This window comes from Arthrobacter sp. MYb224 (assembly GCF_002975455.1).
Classification (GTDB): domain Bacteria; phylum Actinomycetota; class Actinomycetes; order Actinomycetales; family Micrococcaceae; genus Glutamicibacter.
Genome location: NZ_PCPU01000002.1, coordinates 408,930 through 424,863 on the forward strand (window position 1 = coordinate 408,930; position 15,934 = coordinate 424,863).

Sequence of the window (15,934 nt, forward strand, 5' to 3'; positions counted from 1 at the left end):
ACTGCCGAACTAATGAGCCTACGCCCGGTTCCGGGAATCGGGCCGAACCGGCTCTATCGGGCCACAGCCCTGAGCAGCTTTGGCCCGCGTGCTATGGAACAATTTCAGGGTTTAGACGTGGGCACGCTCATCGATCTGCGCGAATCTCAGGAAATCCAGCCAGAGTCCATTCCGGTGCTGGCGGGGCTGCGCTACCGAGCGATCTCGCTGTATTCCGGTCAGCTGCCGGTGGACAGGACCCTCGGCGAGGTGCAACGAATCCTCCTGGACGGCCGGGGTGCGCGGCTAGTGGCGGCCCTTCGTGCGATTGCCAATGCCACCGGCGGAAGCACCGTGGTGCAATGCCGAACCGGAGAAGAGCGTACCGGGTTGGTGATCGCTCTGTTGTCGGCGGCCCTCGGCATGGACCGGGCCCAGATCGTGGCCGATTTCGCTCCAGAGTCTTTTCGAACTGCAGACACGCAATGGCAACGTGACCGAGCGACCCTGAGCGACACCCTCGATTGGTTGACCGATAGCTACGGTTCGATCTCCGGCTACCTGCTCAGCAAGGGGTTCACCGGGGCAGAACTTCGACGGCTGCAATCGCTGGCCAAGCATGCGGCACCCCGTGAGCTGCGCAGCCTGGTGGCAAGCTGATGAAAACGCTGAACGTAGTTCATCTGAGCGACACCCACCTGTGTGCCGAAGGCAAGCTCCTGCACGGCACCATCGACGCGTGGGCTCGCTTGCGCGCCGCGCTCCACGCGGCCAAGCACTTCACTCCGGACGTTGTGGTGGTGACCGGGGATATCGCAGACCGTGGGGCACCGGTCCATGAACGAGCCGCGAAGCTATTTGCGAAGTTCGAAAATGAACTGGGCTGTCCCATCATTGCCGTGCCGGGCAATCACGACCCCCAAGAGTCGGTCAATGAAGCATTTAATACCTTCCGCCTGTCCACCGGACCCCATATCGCAAATACCGTGCACGAGATCGACGGACTGCGCATTATCGGTCTGGATAGCGGAGGCTATCGCGAGGCTCGCGGATGGCTCGATGCGCCGCAACTTCGCTGGCTATCCTCTCTGCTCACCCAGCCGGCCCCGCGCGGTTCGCTGATCCTGATGCACCACCCGCCGGTGGAAGCGATGGCCGCGGAGCTATCCGGACGCGGACTGGCAAATCCCGAAGACCTCGCCCTGATACTGAGCGGCAGCGATGTGCGCGGGATCCTATGCGGCCACTTCCACCAAGCCGGTGTCGGGCAGCTGAAGGGTACAAACGTTTTCATGGCCCCGGCAACCTCCTACAACACCAACGCCTACGCACCACAGGAGATCTTGAGCGGACCGGAAAGCTCATGGTTTTCCTTGCTGCAAGTTGATGCGCAGTCGATCCGGAACAGTCCCGTCCCGGTCCGGCACGGTACACGCAAGAACAAGAACCAAATCGCAAGTAAAACGACTAACGCAACACGTGCCAGAATTCCGGCACATTCGAGAGAGACATCATCATGAACGCAACAGAAATCGTCTTCGTGCGGCACGGAGAAACCGAATGGAATCGCGCCGGGCGCTTGCAAGGCCGCAGCGACCTGCCCATGAACGAAACCGGGCGCCGCCAGGCCCAGCAAGCGGGCATGGAACTGGCAGCGGCCGGGGCATGGGACGCGGTAGTTTCTTCCCCGCTTTTCCGCGCTCGCCAGTCTGCGCAGGTCATCGCCGATCTGCTCGCCGTGCCCCGCGTGCAAGAGTTCTCGGAGCTGATGGAACGGGACTACGGCGACGCCGAGGGCACCATCGTGGCCGGGTTGAGCGAGGAAAATATCCACCGCCTGATGGACCTGGGGGAGAGCGAAGAGCACCTAGTGGAACGCGCGATCAACGTGCTGTTCAAGATCTCCATGCAGCACCCGGGGCAGCGAGTAGTTGTGGTCAGCCACGGTTCGCTGATTCGCTCGGTGCTCACCGAGTTGCACGGACCGGGCCAGGAGAGGGTTGCGAACGGAGCGGTCATCCGGGTAGAGGCCGAGCTGCTGACCAATTATGTGGCCCGTGAGCCACTGTGGCACTGACTCCGTACTGAAAAGAGAAATCCACGTTGACCTCAAGTCAACGTGGATTTCATTTTTCGGCTGGCAACTGCCGCCGAGCTAGAGCGAACGCAGGAGCACCGAAGTGCCCTGACCGCCGCCGCCGCAGATGCCGACTGCCCCGAGCGAACCGGAGCCAAGTTCCTGCAGCTGGCGTGCCAGCGTACCGATGATGCGAGCGCCGGAGGCCCCGATCGGGTGGCCCAGCGCGATCGCGCCGCCGTGCGGGTTCACAATCTTGGCATCAAGGCCCAGCGTGGCCGTCGACTGCACCGAAACGGCGGCGAAAGCCTCATTGATTTCCACGACCTGCAAATCTGCGGCCTTGGCTCCTGCCTTGTCCAACGCGGTATTGATCGCGTTGGACGGCTGGTCGTGCAGGGTGCGGTCCGGGCCGGCGACGAATGCGTGGGAGAGGATTTCGGCCAGTGGCTTCAACCCCAGACGTTCCACGGCGGCATCGCTTGCCAGCACGATCGCGGCGGCGCCGTCGGTAATCTGCGAAGAGTTGCCGGCGGTCACGGTGCCGTCCTTGGCGAAGGCAGGACGAAGACCCGACAGGGAATCGACGGTAGTCTGCGGGCGGATCCCGTCGTCGGCAGCAAATACGGTATCGCCCTTTCGGCTGCTCACCGTGAAGGGGGCGATTTCCCCGGCAAAGAATTCCCCGGAGGCTGCGGCGCGCTGGTGCGAGGCCGCGGCGACCTCGTCCTGCGGCTGGCGGCCCAGCTTCAGCGTGGTGTTGTGTTCCTCGGTGGAGATGCCCATGGAACGCTTCTCATGCGCATCGGTCAAACCGTCATAATCCAGGGTGTCGAGCATTTCAATGGCACCGTACTTGGTGCCCGCGCGGGCGCGCTGCACATGGGGTGCCAAGGACATCGATTCCTGGCCGACGGCCAGCACCACGTCAATCTCGCCGCTGGCGATCAGCCGTTCGCCGGCCACCACGGCTTCGGCGCCCGAAAGGCATACCGCGTTCAGCGTGATGGCCGGAACATCCAGCCCCACCCCGGCGCCGACCGCGGTCTGCCGTGCCGGGTTCTGCCCGGCGCCAGCCTGCAATACCTGTCCGGCGATCACGCGCTGGACCTCGCTCGGTGCAACCCCGGCGCGTTCCAGTGCAGCCTTGGCCGCGTGGGCGCCCAGCTCGGTTGCGGGGATGCTTGCCAGCGCGCCGTTGAAGCGCATAAACGGGGTGCGTGCGTAGCCTACAATTTTGACGCTCATGCTGTGAGGTCCTCCTGGAGTTCGACGATGAATTTTGCTGCGGTGATGTCCTTGATGCTTTCCGGAGTTTCGCCCGGGGCCACCTGGCGTAGCACCAGTTTTGCATTAACTATGTCGAAGACGGCGCGGTCCGTGATGATTCGATCCACCACGCCGACCCCGGTCAGCGGCAGGTCGCACTTTTCCACGATCTTCGAGCTGCCGTCCTTGGCCACGTGATCGGTCAGCACGATGACCCGGGGGGTGCCTGCGACCAGATCCATGGCGCCGCCCATGCCCTTGACCAGCTTGCCCGGGATGGTCCAGTTGGCCAGGTCGCCGTTGGCGGCAACCTGCAGGGCACCGAGGATCGCCGTTTGCACGTGGCCGCCGCGGATCATGCCGAAGGACATGGCCGAATCGAAGAAGCTTCCGCCGGGAAGAATCGTCACCGTCTGCTTGCCGGCGTTGATCAGGTCCGCGTCCTCTTCGCCTTCGAAGGGGAAGGGGCCCATGCCCAACAGGCCATTCTCGCTTTGCAGCTTGACCGAGACGCCCGCCGGTAGGTTGTTCGCCACCAGGGTGGGAATGCCGATCCCAAGGTTTGCGTACTGGCCGTCGGTCAGTTCGCTGGCGGCCAGTGCCGCCATCTGATCTCTATTCCACATGCTTAGGCCTCCTGCTTCGGGCGGACGGTGCGCTGTTCGATGTCCTTGACGTCGTCGGCATCGACGAGCGTCGAGACGAAAATACCTGGCGTTTCCACCAGAGACGGATCGAGGTAGTCCGCACTAATATGCTCGGCCTCGGCGAAGGTATGCCGCCCGGACATGGCGGCAAGCGGATTGAAGTTCTTCGAGGTCATGCGGTAGCGCAGATTGCCTTCGCCGTCCGCCTCATAGGCGCGGACCAACGCGATGTCGGCGACGATGCCGCGTTCCAAGATCGCCAGCTTGCCGTCGAATTCCATGACTTCTTTGCCCTCGGCCACGGGGGTGCCGACGCCGGTCGGCGTGAAGAAGGCGGGGATCCCGGCGCCCCCTGCGCGCAAGCGTTCGGCCAAGGTGCCCTGGGGGACGAATTCAACTTCGAGATCCCCGTCGAGGAACTGCTGGGCGAAGAGCTTATTTTCCCCCACGTAGGAGGCCAGCACCTTGGAGACCTGCTTGTTCTCCAGCAGCACGCCTAGCCCTTTTCCATCAACGCCCATATTGTTGGACACGATGGTCAGGTTGCGAGCCCCCGAGTCGCGCAGGGCGGTGATCAGGCGGTTGGGTATCCCGCTGAGCCCAAAACCGCCAACGGCAACGGTCATTCCGTCCTTGACCACGGCGGCAAGTGCCTGAGCGGCGTCCTCACGATACTTCGTTGACATTTTCTGACTCCATCCGTCCATATTATGGATTTGAGTGTTCCCTATCTTCGAAGGTAGTAACTCGAAGTCCGTAGCTCAATAGTTATGGGAAAAGAACTCGATATTGCTCGACAGGTGAAGAGCAATCCCCAATTCGTTCACACTATGGACACTTGGAGGAGTAGTAGCCGCGCCGCCCAAAGTGCATCCGCGCCATTGCGTTGGGCCGCTTATTGAATGCGTCATGTTCCTCATATTATGGACTGCTTCGTTCATAATATGGTCATGAGCAAATCTCCTGCCGGTGCACAGGTCGTCGGACGCTTGGCCGCGGTATTGCGTGCGGTCAGCACCTCCATGCCGGAAGGAATCACGACCACGCAGGTCGCGCGGCTTACCGGGCTCGCGCGGCCGACGGTGCACCGGCTGCTGACAGCGCTGGTCGCCGAGGGCTTCTGCGACCACGACCACCGGGCGGGGCGCTGGCTGCTGGGCCCCGAGCTCTATCTGATGGGTGCGGTAGCGGCCGAACGCTACGACATCAGCGAGCTCGCCAGGGGGCACGTGACCGCGTTGGCCGAAGAATCCGGGGAGAGCGCCTTTCTCTCAGCCCGGCGCGGAGACGAAACGGTCTGCCTGCTGCGCCAAGACGGAGCATTCCCGATCCGTTCGTTTGTCCTCTATGAAGGCCGGCGCTTCCCGCTCGGGGTCGCCTCGGCAGGCATCGCGATTCTCGCCTTTCTTCCCGAAGAGCTCGTCGAACGCTATCTGGCTAGCAACAACCTCGTGGCCGAGTACGGCCAAGCGCACAGCGCCAAGCAATTGCGCCGCAAAGTGGAAGAGACCCGCACCCTTGGCTACTCGGTTAATCCGGGGCTCATCGTCGAAGGCAGCTGGGGGATCGGGGCCGCGGTCTTCGATGCCTCGGGCCAGCCAGCCTGGGCGCTGAGCCTGACCGGAATCGAATCGCGCTTCGAGGTGGCCCGGCAAGAATCGCTGGGCCAATTATTGCTGCACCACGCGCATGAGCTGTCGCTGAAACTTCGCGGATCGGGACTGCCGGCCAACAGATAGGCCAGGTCGTCCGATCCCACGCCAGGTCGCTGGGACTCGCTGGGTGTCAACGACGAGCCGGGCATTTTTCTCGGGTAACGTACGAATCAGATCGCCCGAGCACGAAGAGGAAAGCTGGCATTGGTGAACACCATCCCGCAAGGCTTATTAACCCCGCAAATCCTGGTCGACGTCGATATTCTCGAGCGGAACATCGACCGCGTGGCGCAGAACGTTGCAGGCAAAGGACTTGCCCTGCGACCGCACGCGAAAACGCACAAGATGCATGAGATCGCCGCCCGCCAGCTCGATTCCGGAGCAGTGGGACTGACGGTCGCAACCATCGGGGAAGCCCTGACCTTCGCGCTGCACGGGGTGGCGGATCTCTTTGTCGCTTTCCCCTTGTGGGTATCCGAGGTCCAAGCGGCACGCATTCGCAAGTTGCTGCGCTATGTCAGGCTCTCCTTGGGCACCGACTCCGTTGCAGCCGTCGAGCAGCTTGCCCGGCAGCTGGGAGACAAGGCCAACAAATTAGGATTGATGATCGAGATCGACAGCGGTCACCACCGCAGCGGTGTGCACCCCCGCGGCGCATTGGATGTCGCCCGCGCCGCCCGCGATGCCGGGCTGAACGTCATTGGCATTTTCACCTTCCCCGGTCATAGTTATGCACCGGGCCGGGCGCAAGAGGTAGCCGCGGAAGAACAGCAAGCGCTCGCCGAAGCGGCCGGCTTGCTCCGCGAAGACGGCTTCGAACTCAAACGCATCAGCGGCGGCTCCACGCCGACGGCAGAGCTTGCGGACAATTCGTTGCTGACCGAGGTGCGCCCCGGCGTTTATGTATTTGGCGACGCGCAGCAGTTCGAACTGGGACGCTGCCGCTGGGAAGACATCGCCTTGAGCGTTGCCTCCACGGTGATCAGCCGGCATGAAGGGGACGAACTCATCCCGCGGCGGATCGTCCTGGACGCGGGCAGCAAGATCCTCGGCGGCGACCGCCCCGCCTGGGCCAGCGGATTTGGCCGGATCCTTGAAAACCCGGACGCGCGGATCAGCGCGGTATCCGAACACCACGCAACGGTGGTGTGGCCCGAGGACCAGCCGCTTCCCGCCCATGGGGAGCAGCTCCGCGTGATCCCCAACCATGTGTGCGTGGCGGTGAACCTGGTGGATCAGGTCACCGTGCTCCGCGCCGGCGAGGTCGCCGAACGGTGGGACGTGGCGGCCCGCGGGCTGAACTACTAGGGTTTCGTATCTCGGATTCACTGAGGGCGCGAAAGGCAATATTTCGCGTTCAGGCAGTCTATGCATCCGGGATGGCCTGTAGCGCTGATGCGACTTCGCACCAGCGCTACAACGTGGTTAGACGTGTGCGGCGTGGTTGTCTGACCGCGCTGTTGCGGCCGGCGAAATCTGGTGCGCCGGGTCAAGGTCGATTTGCGACATATGCTCAAGGTATCCGCGCTGGATATCGATTTGCTCCGCGACATATTTGGCATCGTGCCAAACTCCCCAAATGAAGCTCGAGCCGCGGCTTGACTGCCAAGGCTGGCCCAAGAAGTAGACGCCGCTCTCTTCGGATACACCTCGCTGATGGAGAGGCCTTCCCTGCTCATCGAAGGTATCCACCTGCAGCCACTGGTAGTCGACAGCAAAACCCGTGGCCCAGATGATAGTAGTCACTCCAGCGGCTTCCAGATCCATTTCCAGGATGGGATGGACAAGTTCTTCCGGATCATCGCCGAGGACTCGGGCCTGCGGCTCTTCGGGGAAGTTCAACCCATTGCGCGCAATGTAGGCATCCGCCTCATCGAGTACTGACAGGAAGTTCGCATCTCCATTGGCAATGTTGCGGGCCAGATCCGGGGCGAAACGCATTTTCCCCATCGAATAAGTTTCGGTGCGTCCGAGCAGTTTGATGCCGCCTGCCGCCAGTTCGCGGAAGTTCACGGTATGTCCGCCGTTGGCGCCGCTGACCGCGATGGTGACGTGCTCGGCACCCTTGGGAGGCGCTGCGGCTGACCATTTATCCAGAACGCCAAGCCACCAGCAGAAGTCCTGGCCGCGATACTGGCGCGGCGGTCGATCGTGGGGACCAACCGACAGGTAGACCTGCCGGCCGGCTGCGCGCAGCTCGTTGGCGATCTGCACCCCCGAAGATCCTGCTCCGACTACCAGCACGCCACCATCCCGTAGCTGCTGCGGGTTTCGGTACGAATGCGAATGCATTTGGGTGAGCGGGGAAGAATCCGCGACGATGGGAGGAATAACGGGTATCTGGAATGGGCCGGTGGCCGCAACGACGAAGCGGGTGTTTATGATCCCCTCGGACGTTTCAACTTTAAAGCCCGGCTTGCCGTTGTTCCTCTGCACGGATTTAACTTCGACGCCGCTGCGAATTGGTGCCCCAAAGCCTTCTGCATAAGCGGCGAAGTAATCCGCAACGCTCTCCTTGGGTGCAAATCCGTCGGCGGGAACATCCGCAAAAGTCATGCCTGGGAAACGGTCATGCCAAGCCGGGCCATTGGCAACTAGCGAATCCCAGCGTCCGGTGCGCCAGCGTTCGGCTATGCGGTCCTTTTCCAGGACGATATGGGGAACCCCTAGATTTGTTAGATGTTCGCTCATCGCGACTCCGGCCTGTCCTGCGCCGACAACTAGAACTTCCGTCTCTTGACTCGACATGCCAACCTCCATTGCTATTAATAGTCAGATTCGATGCGACGTGGCACTGTCGTGTGCTCCCGATTCACCGCGTCGCGGGGAATCTTTCGTCTATTGGGGTACCTTCAGAAAACCGTATTTCAGCACATCATTCAAACATTTGTTCTCGCTAATCTGCATCGGATTTTCAGATGTAGAGTGGCGCTCAAACCAGGATGCCGGTGCGCCGATAGGCGATTCGAATTCCAGCCATCGAAGAATTCGCGGTTAGGCAACCCAAGCTGAGCGGGAACGATGCTTCTGCGCTTTGCTATGCCAGCGGAACGCTCGCCGCGACGCCAGTTAAGTTAGCGGGCGAGAGCAAGGTATCGAGGAGGCCGGGATCCACCAGGCCGTAGGACAGCACTAATTCCTTGATGCCTTGCCCGCTGGCTAGGGATTCCTTGGCCAGGTTCGCCGCGTTCGCGTAGCCGATATGGGGTGCTATTCCCGTGATGATGCTGACCGATTCGGACATGCGTCGTGCCAGAACTGGTTCGTTGGCCGTAATGCCGTCGACGCATCTGGTGCGCAGGGTATGGCAAGCGGAGGCCAGCCACTGCAACGACTCGAGGAGGCAATCGACCATCACCGGTTCAAAGGCGTTCAGCTGCAACTGGCCGGCTTCTACTGCCATTGTCACGGTTGCGTCGGCACCCACCACCCGGAAGGCGACCTGGTTCACGACCTCCGGAATCACCGGGTTCACCTTCCCCGGCATGATCGAAGAGCCGGCTTGGACCGCGGGCAGGAAGATTTCATTAAATCCTGTTTGCGGGCCGGAGGAAAGCAGGCGCAAATCATTGCAGATCTTCGACAGCTTGACGGCCGAACGCTTGAGCACGCCCGAGAGCAGCATGAATACTCCGGTGTCGGAGGTCGCTTCAACCAGATCGCGGGCGGATACCAATTCCAGGCCGGTCAGGTTGTTGAGTTCCCGAGTTACCAATGCGCGGTACTCCGGGTGGGCGGTGATTCCGGTGCCGATGGCCGTAGCGCCGAGGTTGATTTCCGATAAATGCGCCGGCAGCTCGGATAACCGGGCCAAGTCTTCGCGCAAGGTTTCGGAAAATGCAGCAAATTCCTGGCCTAAGGTCATCGGGACGGCATCCTGCAGCTGCGTCCTGCCGATCTTGAGGATCTGGGCAAACTCGAGTCCTTTGGCCGCAAAGGAATCAACCAGGAGCTGGTGTTCGGCGCTGTAGTCTCGCAACGCCGAGAGCAAGGCGATCTTCACCGCGGTGGGGTAGGTGTCGTTGGTGCTTTGGCCCATGTTGACGTGGTCAATCGGGTCGAGCTCGTGGTACGCGCCCTTGGCGAATCCCAGAATCTCCAGTGCACGGTTGGCGATGACCTCATTGAGGTTCATATTGGTGCTGGTGCCGGCGCCGCCCTGGATGCGGTCAACGGGGAAATGCGCGTCGAAGAGCCCGTCGCGGACCTCCAACGCGGCTTGGTCGATGGCGGCCGAACGTTGCGGATCGAGCAGCCCCAGGCTGGTGTTGGCCCTGGCCGCTGCACACTTGACTGCGCCAAAGGCCCAGACCAGTGAGCGCAGGCTGCCCACGGGGCGCCCGCTGATGGGGAAGTTCTCGACGGCTCGGAGGCTGCTGATGCCCCAATAGGCATCGGCCGGCACTAGGCGTTCGCCAAGCGAATCACGCTCAAGGCGTGTGGCGGGAACGTGGCGCTCTTCGGCTCCGGCGGCATTGGGTAGAGAGGTATTCATGATCGGTTCACTCGTTTCCTGCGTTTCGGGGTATCCCGACAAAATCCAGTGCCGTCAGCGCCAAAGCGATGGCACCGTCGTGGATGGCAAGGTTGGCCGCGCCGCCAATGCAATGTGCGGCAAATTCGGGTTGGTGATTGGCCGCAGGGAAGCAGCCCAACCCGATGTAGGGGTGGATCGCAGGGACTATTTGGGAGACGTTGCCCATGTCGGTTGAGGCGCGGTTCATGGTGGCTTGTTCTGGCGGGGCGTCGAAGGTTCGGCCCAGTGCCTGGGCATGGGCCGTATAGATATCCAGGGCCCGCTGCTCTGTGCGGAACTCCGAGTAGGGTTCGGACTCCGGGGTGATCTCCAGTTGGGCTCCGGTTGCCAAGGCCCCTGCTTCGAAGCACTTGTTCACGCGCTCGTGCAGCGGTTCCAGTTCGGCCAGTGTTTCGGCGCGGACGTACCAGCGGCCCCGGGTGGTCTCCGGAATCGCGTTGGGCGCTTCCCCGCCCCGGGTCTGCACTCCATGGACGCGGGTTTCCTGGGGCAGCTGCTGGCGCAGCAGCCCCAGAGCCACCTGGGCGATGACAAAGGCATCGTTGGCATTGATTCCTTGGTCTGGATACGCCGCGGCATGGGCAGATTTCCCGCGGTACTCCACCTGCTGGTGGGCGACGGCGAAGGGATTCGCCACCGCGGAGTCAACGGGGCTGGGGTGGACCATCATCGCCAAGTCGAGGCCTTGGAACGCGCCCTTCTTGAGCATTTCGATTTTTCCGCCGCCGCCTTCTTCCGCCGGGGTTCCGTACAGCTCGATGCACAGGTCGTACTCGTCGGCGAATCCAGCCAAGGCGCAGGCTGCGCCCACCGAAGCAGCGCTGATGATGTTGTGCCCACAGGCGTGGCCCAGCCCGGGCAGCGCGTCATATTCGGCCATCAGTCCGATACGGCGGCTTCCGGTGCCGAAACTGGCGCGCAGGGCTGTGGGAAAACCCAGGTATCCACCTTCGATGATGAATCCGCGCTCCGCCAAGAATTCTGCGGTCCAGCCCGCGGCGCGGTGCTCTTCCCAACCGAGCTCCGGATTCGCATGAATCCTCTCGGAGTAGGCGACCAGCGCTGGCTGTTCCCGGCGGACGGCATCCATCACGCGTTCCCGATTGGTGGCGAGGCCTGCCGTCAAGGGCGATGGTGGATTATCGATCATCGCCGGGCACTCCATAACCCTCGGAGACCAGTGGATCCAAGCCGCGAGTCACGTAGGCATCTCGCTGCGGCATCCAGATTTCCAGCAGCTTGCCCAATTCGGCAATCGGGCGCTCGTGCCAATCCACGCGCAGATCGGTATCCCGCCACCCATGCCCAGAGACCACCGACATGCCTGCGGAATAGACCGGCCCGGCTTCGCCGCCCGCGGCGATGGCAGCCTGGAGGCCCGCCAGCAGCTGCTCTTCAAGTTCGCCATCGGCCGCTTCGAATGCGTCGCAGGCTGCCTGCAGAACTCCCGGGTCGGCCAGCATGTTGCCGGCCGCTACGCAGGAAGCTCCCTTGCCCTGTCCGTAGACGCCCAGCGTCCGGGATCCGTTGAAGACCGCGGAACCGCCCTGGGAGTCCAGGACGACGAGCTGTCGGAAGTCGATGTTTTCGGCCGAGTCGGCCACGGCGTCCAATGCCTGTTGGGCGCTGTCTCCCGCTTCGAGACGGTCAAGCAGGGCCGGCCCCAGCCGGGGGTCGGTGATGTTCTGCGAGCTGACTGCCCCGACCCCGTCGCGCAGATGGATGCATCTGGCCGCAACGGCAGGAGACGAGGAGCAAACTGCCATGCCGAAGCGGCCATTGCCGTCGGTGCCTGCAATGCTGAAAGTCATTTTCTCTATTCCCCCGAAAGCACTGCGGTGGCATCGATTTCGACAAGCCACTCGGGGCGGGCCAGCGCCGAGACTACCAAGCCGGTGGATACGGGGAAGACGCCCTTGAGCCAACGGCCCATGGTCCGGTATACGGTTTCGCGGTAACGTGGGTCAATCAGGTAGACGGTCACCTTGACGATGTCCTCAAGTGATCCTCCGGCTTCCTCCAGCAGCATCTTGATATTGGCCATGGCCTTGTCGGTCTGTGCTTCCACATCGCCGAGGCCCACCGATTCGCGGGTGTCCAGATCCTGGCCGATCTGACCACGGAGGTATACGACGCCGCCGGCAACAACGGCCTGGCACAGGTCGTTGTCCAAGTTCTGTTCGGGGTATGTCTCTTTGGTATTGAAGGTGCGGATACGAGTGTGCTTCATTGTTTTACAACCTTTTCCTCTGACGGGTGGATGTCGGAATGCGCGCTTGGTTAGGGGCCATTCGTTGCCTCGGCACCCGCGCCAGTTGGCACGCGTGCTTTGACTCCAGCATTCACCGCGCCATCAAATCTGTCTAACAGTTTTTTTCGAGAAACTAAATCTGATATTCAGATTTAGTGGAATTTGCTGGTTGGCTGCCACGCCTACGCGGATGGGGGCGCAGCCGGTTTCCGTTTTTCGATGTTGGCGGGCTGCAAGGACTGCCGGCGCGGTTGCCGTAGCCTGCGCGGCATTAAGCGTGGGCTAGTTCCTTTGAGGGGTTCTCGCGGGATCCTTCGCTTGCTCCGCGACGGTGAATCCGCGCTTGGCCGCATCTTCTCGATCCAGCGTCATCAAGTCGATGCCCTTGGTTTCTTTCATGGTCAGCAAGGTCGCCAGGCCGAGGATGCCGATGGCGATCATGTAGAAGGCCGGTGCCATGATATTTCCGGTTTCTGCGATGAGCCAGGTCAAGATCAGCGGGACGGTGCCGACGAAGATGGCTGCGGTGACGCTGTAGGCAATGGAAAGGCCGGATTGCCGGGTGCGCGTTGGAAAAATCTCCGCGACGGTCACTGCATGGACGCCAAGGACAATGGCCAAGATGACGCCCAGTCCAATGGTGCTCACCGTACCGGCCCACGCGGTGTCCAGCTGCATGATCGAAAAGAGCGGGTAGGAGCAAACGATCATCAGCACCGCAGAGCCAACCATCAGTGGTTTGCGTCCAATCCGGTCGGACCAGGCGCCGAATAACGGCACAAGGACCAAGGCGGTCACAGAGGCGACGGTCGAGAGCAATGCGGCCGACTCAATGCTCATGCCAATGAATTCTTCCTGGTAGGTCAGCAGGTAGACCAAGACGATGTAGAAGGCGACGTTCATCATGATCTCGATGCCGCTGGTCTGCAGCAACTGTTTCCAGTTGTTCCGGAACACCTCCTTGAGCGGGCTTTGGGCGACTTCATCCAACTTCTCCAAGGCCTTGAACTCTGGAGTGTCCTCTACCTTCGCCCGGATATAGAAGCCAATGATGCCCAAGGGAGCGGTCAGGATGAACGGAATGCGCCAACCCCAATCCTGCACTGCATCGGGACCCAAGACGTTATTCATCAGCAGAACCATCAGCGAAGCGCCGAGGAAACCCAATAGGCTGCCGACCTCCAGCCAGCTGACGCCGAAACCGCGATGCCTAGCCGGGGAGGCTTCCGCCAGGAACGCCGCGGCGCTGCCGAACTCGCCGCCTGCGGCCAAGCCCTGGACCATCCGGGCGGCGACCAGCAGGATTGGCGCCCAGATGCCGATCGTGTTGTAGCCCGGGAGCAACCCGACGACGAGGGTAGCGACGGACATGGAGATGATGACCATGGACAATGTGCGCTTGCGGCCGAACTTGTCGCCGATATAGCCGAAGAGCAGCGCACCCAAGGGGCGGACTCCGAACGAGACGGCAAAAACGGCAAAGACGGCCAGCAAGCCTGCGGTCTTGTCCTGTGCGGGGAAGAAGACTACGGCAATGGTGGAAGCCATGTAGGCATAGATGGCCCAGTCGAACCAGTGGACAAGCACGCCGATGGAGCCGGCGGCCACTGATTTGCGCAGGCTCTTCTGTTCGATCGCAGGAGACGGTGGGATGCTCATGGTGGTCCCTTCGGTGAAGATGAACGCGGGGTCGAAGCTGGCATGGCGGCGGCCCGCTGATGGTCGAATGCTTGGTTCGTCTAAAATGCAGCTGAATTTCAGCTGCATCGATCCGCGGCTCCGGTGCAGTCCCCGCAGCGGAGGCGAGCGTCGTGCCTTGTGGTTGACGTGCAGGAGGCTCAGGTCGAGTGAGTTGCGCCCAAGCGTGAAGTCCGCTGTCCGGCGGGCAGCTGACTAAAGTATTCACGGCGCCATGAAACCTGTCTAACAGTTTTTTCAGAGGGCTGGCATCTGATATTCAGATGCAGTGCTCTATGCTGTAGGGATGGATGTCACTCTCACTCAAATGAGGTATTTCGCCGAGGCGGCGGCCCGGCTGTCAATGACTGGCGCCGCCGAGCGGCTAAACGTCGCGCAGTCTGCGGTCTCCAGTGCCGTTGCCCAGCTCGAACGCCAAATCGGTTCGCAGTTCTTCATCCGCCAACGCTCCAAAGGGCTGGTGCTCACTCCCGCGGGTGAGTCATTCCTCAGGGACGCGCGAGCCGTCCTGGCCCATGTCGAAGAGACCGTGGAGCACGCCCGCGGTGAACAGACGGCGCTCGCCGGACGAGTGCGCCTCGCCTGCTTCAGCACCTTGGCGCCATTCCTGCTTCCCGGTGTGCTCGGCAGGTTGCATGCAGAGCATCCGGATCTTGAACTGGAAGTGGTGGAGGCCGATGCGGCGGGCTGCTCGGCGGCATTGCTGAACGGCCAAGTTGACCTGGCGCTGTGCTATGACCTGGGGCTGCCAGAGGAGGTGGCCGCCACCTCGGTGCATGCGGCCCGCCCCTACCTGGCGTTGCCTCCGGAGCACCGTTTCGCGCAGCGCAAGGAAGTGGAGCTCAAGGAACTGCGCGATGAACCGTTCGTTTTGCTGGATCTGCCGCATACGCGGGAGCTGATGCTTTCCATCCTTGCCGCGGCGGGCCTGGAGCCGAATGTACGGTTCCGCTCTGGCAGCTATGAGACGGTGCGCACCTTTGTTGCCAACGGCCATGGGTATTCCATCTTGCATCAGCGCCCGCGCCATGACTTCACCTACGACGGCGGACGGGTGATACCGGTTGCGCTCAAGGGAAAGGTGCCGGAGTTGCAGACCGTCATTGCCCGATTGCGGATTCAGCGCCCGACGGCAAGAACGCGGGCGGTGGCGCAGGCGGTGCGGCAGCAGATCGCCGGGCTTCTGGCAGAATCCCCGGAGGGGTCCAGCTAGTTCTTCGCCTAGGAGATCCGCTCCAGCATGAAGTCGATCAGCCGGCGCTGGCGAGAGCCGCTCACGGTTTCTGGATCGAGCATCGCGGTGATGTGCAATCCCATCATCGTGTTCAACAGCTCGTGGGCAACCAGGTCGGGATCCCCGAAGGCCGCCTCCGGCCTGTCAGTTATTTCTTCTGCGAGGCAGGACATGATGGCCGCATGCCATTGGGTAAGCGCATCTCGGCCCACCCTGCGTAATTCGGGGTCGCTCTGTGCCCGTTGCCAGAAGGATACGGCCACCCTGGCCTCCACCGTGGTCAGGTCCTCGGCCGGGATGATCTCGAAGCACAGCGCGCGCAGGGCGTGCCGGCCCCGCTTGGCCTTCGTCGACAACGCAATGCGCTCATTGGTTCGTTGGCAGATGAGTTCATAGGCCGCTAGGAGCAGCGCGTTTTTATTGGGAAAGTAGTGCGCCAGGATCCCGGGGGCCGCGTATCCGCATTCGCGGGCGATGTCACGCATGCTGGCGTTCTCGATGCCCTGCTCGGCAATGATTCTCCACGTAGTCTCGATGATGACTTTACGGCGTTCGGTGTGGTCAACTAACCGGGGCATGGAGTTACT

16 protein-coding genes are annotated in these 15,934 nt (G+C 61.9%); 6 read left to right on the forward strand and 10 right to left on the reverse strand.

What is annotated here, in order from left to right; translation table 11 throughout:
* The first annotated feature begins 12 nt into the window (after window positions 1–12).
* From CQ017_RS05055 to CQ017_RS05065, 3 genes are read left to right on the forward strand one after another with little or no spacing between them, the layout of a single operon-like run.
* Window positions 13–639, forward strand: a complete 627-nt coding sequence (locus CQ017_RS05055; protein WP_181148382.1) for a tyrosine-protein phosphatase — start codon at window positions 13–15, stop codon at window positions 637–639.
* Complete coding sequence (locus tag CQ017_RS05060; protein ID WP_105552803.1) at window positions 639–1,499, forward strand: metallophosphoesterase; 861 nt, start codon at window positions 639–641, stop codon at window positions 1,497–1,499. The genes CQ017_RS05055 and CQ017_RS05060 overlap by 1 nt, the downstream gene beginning before the upstream one ends.
* On the forward strand, window positions 1,496–2,056 hold the full coding sequence (locus CQ017_RS05065; RefSeq protein WP_105552804.1) for a histidine phosphatase family protein: 561 nt from the start codon (window positions 1,496–1,498) through the stop codon (window positions 2,054–2,056). The genes CQ017_RS05060 and CQ017_RS05065 overlap by 4 nt, the downstream gene beginning before the upstream one ends.
* A gap of 78 nt (window positions 2,057–2,134) precedes the next feature.
* Here the strand turns inward: CQ017_RS05065 and CQ017_RS05070 are convergent, their stop codons facing one another.
* Genes CQ017_RS05070 through CQ017_RS05080 form a run of 3 tightly spaced genes read right to left on the reverse strand, consistent with a single transcriptional unit; the run spans window position 2,135 to window position 4,658 of the window.
* On the reverse strand, window positions 2,135–3,304 hold the full coding sequence (locus CQ017_RS05070) for an acetyl-CoA C-acyltransferase (protein ID WP_105552805.1): 1,170 nt from the start codon (window positions 3,302–3,304) through the stop codon (window positions 2,135–2,137).
* Window positions 3,301–3,951 carry a 3-oxoacid CoA-transferase subunit B gene (locus tag CQ017_RS05075; RefSeq protein WP_105552806.1) on the reverse strand — a complete coding sequence of 217 codons (651 nt, stop codon included), beginning with the start codon at window positions 3,949–3,951 and terminating at the stop codon, window positions 3,301–3,303. Before CQ017_RS05075 ends, CQ017_RS05070 begins: the two co-directional genes overlap by 4 nt.
* A gap of 2 nt (window positions 3,952–3,953) precedes the next feature.
* The gene (locus CQ017_RS05080) at window positions 3,954–4,658 is read right to left on the reverse strand and encodes a CoA transferase subunit A (protein ID WP_105552807.1); all 705 of its coding nucleotides are present in this window, start codon (window positions 4,656–4,658) and stop codon (window positions 3,954–3,956) included.
* A 264-nt stretch (window positions 4,659–4,922) separates the two neighbouring features.
* Between CQ017_RS05080 and CQ017_RS05085 the strand changes: the two genes are divergently transcribed.
* The gene (locus tag CQ017_RS05085) at window positions 4,923–5,711 is read left to right on the forward strand and encodes an IclR family transcriptional regulator (RefSeq protein WP_105552982.1); all 789 of its coding nucleotides are present in this window, start codon (window positions 4,923–4,925) and stop codon (window positions 5,709–5,711) included.
* 123 nt (window positions 5,712–5,834) lie between these two features.
* Window positions 5,835–6,935, forward strand: a complete 1,101-nt coding sequence (locus tag CQ017_RS05090) for an alanine racemase (protein WP_105552983.1) — start codon at window positions 5,835–5,837, stop codon at window positions 6,933–6,935.
* A gap of 117 nt (window positions 6,936–7,052) precedes the next feature.
* On the opposite strand, the gene CQ017_RS05095 is transcribed toward CQ017_RS05090, so the two are convergent.
* The 6 genes from CQ017_RS05095 to CQ017_RS05120 all read right to left on the reverse strand — a co-directional run bounded on the left by CQ017_RS05095 (window position 7,053) and on the right by CQ017_RS05120 (window position 14,074).
* The gene (locus tag CQ017_RS05095) at window positions 7,053–8,375 is read right to left on the reverse strand and encodes an NAD(P)/FAD-dependent oxidoreductase (RefSeq protein ID WP_105552808.1); all 1,323 of its coding nucleotides are present in this window, start codon (window positions 8,373–8,375) and stop codon (window positions 7,053–7,055) included.
* A 289-nt stretch (window positions 8,376–8,664) separates the two neighbouring features.
* A complete protein-coding gene (locus tag CQ017_RS05100) occupies window positions 8,665–10,122 on the reverse strand; it encodes an aspartate ammonia-lyase (RefSeq protein WP_105552809.1) in 1,458 nt (485 codons plus the stop codon).
* A gap of 7 nt (window positions 10,123–10,129) precedes the next feature.
* Window positions 10,130–11,314: a M20 family metallopeptidase gene (locus CQ017_RS05105; protein WP_105552810.1), complete on the reverse strand. Its 1,185-nt coding sequence runs from the start codon at window positions 11,312–11,314 to the stop codon at window positions 10,130–10,132.
* Window positions 11,304–11,975, reverse strand: a complete 672-nt coding sequence (locus CQ017_RS05110) for a DUF1028 domain-containing protein (RefSeq protein ID WP_105552811.1) — start codon at window positions 11,973–11,975, stop codon at window positions 11,304–11,306. The genes CQ017_RS05105 and CQ017_RS05110 overlap by 11 nt, the downstream gene beginning before the upstream one ends.
* A gap of 5 nt (window positions 11,976–11,980) precedes the next feature.
* The gene (locus CQ017_RS05115; protein WP_105552812.1) at window positions 11,981–12,394 is read right to left on the reverse strand and encodes a RidA family protein; all 414 of its coding nucleotides are present in this window, start codon (window positions 12,392–12,394) and stop codon (window positions 11,981–11,983) included.
* A gap of 303 nt (window positions 12,395–12,697) precedes the next feature.
* Window positions 12,698–14,074: an MFS transporter gene (locus CQ017_RS05120; protein WP_105552984.1), complete on the reverse strand. Its 1,377-nt coding sequence runs from the start codon at window positions 14,072–14,074 to the stop codon at window positions 12,698–12,700.
* Between the two features lie 325 nt (window positions 14,075–14,399).
* Here CQ017_RS05120 and CQ017_RS05125 point away from each other — a divergent pair, with 325 nt between their 5' ends.
* Window positions 14,400–15,326 carry a LysR substrate-binding domain-containing protein gene (locus CQ017_RS05125; protein WP_105552813.1) on the forward strand — a complete coding sequence of 309 codons (927 nt, stop codon included), beginning with the start codon at window positions 14,400–14,402 and terminating at the stop codon, window positions 15,324–15,326.
* Between the two features lie 8 nt (window positions 15,327–15,334).
* On the opposite strand, the gene CQ017_RS05130 is transcribed toward CQ017_RS05125, so the two are convergent.
* Entirely contained in the window at window positions 15,335–15,925 is a 591-nt protein-coding gene (locus CQ017_RS05130; protein WP_105552814.1) for a TetR/AcrR family transcriptional regulator, read from the reverse strand.
* Window positions 15,926–15,934 lie beyond the last annotated feature (9 nt).